Below are 1,837 nucleotides of genomic sequence, written 5' to 3' on the forward strand. Positions count from 1 at the left end.
CAACGGCCGCTATGAAAAGGGCGCGATGATCCTCACCTCCAACCGCGGATTCGCCGAGTGGGGCGAAATCTTCGGCGATGCCGTCGTCGCCACCGCGCTGTTGGACCGGCTTCTCCACCATGCCGTCGTCATCCAAATCGAAGGGTCGAGCTACCGGCTTCGTCAGCACGGCGATCTCGTCCCCGAACACCTTCGCGCCAAAACCGTTGCCGTCCCATCGCCGGCTCCGAAGCGCCGCGCGCGACTATCAGAAAAGAGCACCGACGATCATCAAAAGGCTGATCACCGGCCTGTCCCAAACCGGTCAACTAGGGAAAATTGGACGCCCACAATCGGTGAAACTTCAGTGCCCGTTGACAGCACGTCCTGCCCGCAGGATTCCGCCGCATCCGGCACTTCGGTTTCCTGGCCAATGCCTGCCGAGCCACCAAGCTTCCAGCCATCCGTACCGCTCTGCAGGCGCCCGAGCCCGCTCTAATCGATGAACCGAGCGATTATCGCGAGCGCTACGCCATGCTCACTGGTCGTCGCATCGATCTTTGCCCCGTCTGCGGAGGCCACATGGTCGACATCGGCCGCCATCCCCGCTCTCCACCGCCGCAACGGCCGACACCACGCTGGGATACCTCATGACAACTCGCATTGAGCACAGCACTTCGCTCGTTGTCGCAGCGCCGACATTCCCCGTCGGAACAGCGAAGTATGCGCGGAGGACGCCGTGCGCATCTTCTCTTCGGCCGAATGGCGTTTGCGGGTTACCCGGCGGATGTTGCGCCCAAGCGCACGGTTTTGTGCGAAGCTCAGATGGTGGGCATCACAAGGCTGTCGCCCGCAAATCAGGCAAGCCTGTGTGGCAACCTATTTGACGTGTTCCCGGTCACGAATTCGGTGCGGCTCAGGCAACACCAGCACGCTCTTGTCGATCACAGTGAACCGTTGCCGTTTTTTGGGCCTGCTTGGCTCCATACTGTGTGACGGCAACGCTTGTTCAGATTCTTCTACCGGTGGGCAAGAGCCGTCAGGGCCACTCGGAAGGCCTCTTCGACACATTGGGCGTCTGCTATGGTCAGACCGTTCTTGCCTTTGAGATTGCAGTATGCCCACAGCGCGGCGTCATCAGCAGAGGAAATATTCCCGGCCTCGCCGAGAAGCCGGTCGCGTAAGTCGACCGACTCCTTTGGGCCAAGACTGGGTTTGTCGGACTGCTGATAATAATTTTTGCCGCGGCGGGGAGGGGACTGAACAAGATCACGGTGACTGCCGTTCAGGTGAGGATTGCCAGGCTGTTTTCGGCGGATCCGCGCCTTGGCTCTGCGGCGTCACAAGATCTAGCGCATCGAGATCATCCTCCCCCGCAATGCCGACGAGTGTGAACAACGCATACCGGCGCGCATAAGTCAGGGTGGCGCCCATCCGGCGTGGCCTTTCCGTTTCGCTTATCGCGCAAATCGGCCAGTCCGAGGCGATCCATTCTGCAGATGAGTGGGCAAGCACCGTCGTGAGGTTGGCGATGCTGGCAGTTTGGTCGATCGCGGTGGTCCGCACCGTGGCGATCTCATGCTGGCCCAGGGTCTTGCGCATGATGTCGAGTCCACTCGACAGTGGCGTCAGCCAGCCGGCGAAGATCTCAGTTTGACGGACAGGCATAAGTATCCGCTAGGATACATTAAGTCAAAGCATCGATTGGCTTGGACCTATCTGAAGGAACTCATGGAGACTCCGTCGCGATAATTGGCTTCATTTTGTTATTCGGGCCGCGTTTCCTGGCCGGTCGAAGGCGCTCAAACTCACTCTGATCGGCACTGTCGGCGGTGATCGCAGCGTCGTCGATGACCAG

1 protein-coding gene and 2 pseudogenes are annotated in these 1,837 nt (G+C 59.9%); 2 read left to right on the forward strand and 1 reads right to left on the reverse strand.

The features are described from left to right. Positions 1-166, forward strand: a pseudogene (locus tag WB528_RS28500) (ATP-binding protein); the annotation flags it as partial. 194 nt (positions 167-360) lie between these two features. After that, positions 361-633 (forward strand): annotated as a pseudogene (locus tag WB528_RS28505) (IS91 family transposase); the annotation flags it as partial. Between the two features lie 615 nt (positions 634-1,248). On the opposite strand, the gene WB528_RS28510 reads toward WB528_RS28505, so the two are convergent. Then, on the reverse strand, positions 1,249-1,581 hold the full coding sequence (locus WB528_RS28510) for an ERF family protein (RefSeq protein WP_423892832.1): 333 nt from the start codon (positions 1,579-1,581) through the stop codon (positions 1,249-1,251). Positions 1,582-1,837 lie beyond the last annotated feature (256 nt).

Origin of the sequence: Bradyrhizobium sp. (genome assembly GCF_049586575.1) — a bacterium.
Taxonomy (GTDB): domain Bacteria; phylum Pseudomonadota; class Alphaproteobacteria; order Rhizobiales; family Xanthobacteraceae; genus Bradyrhizobium.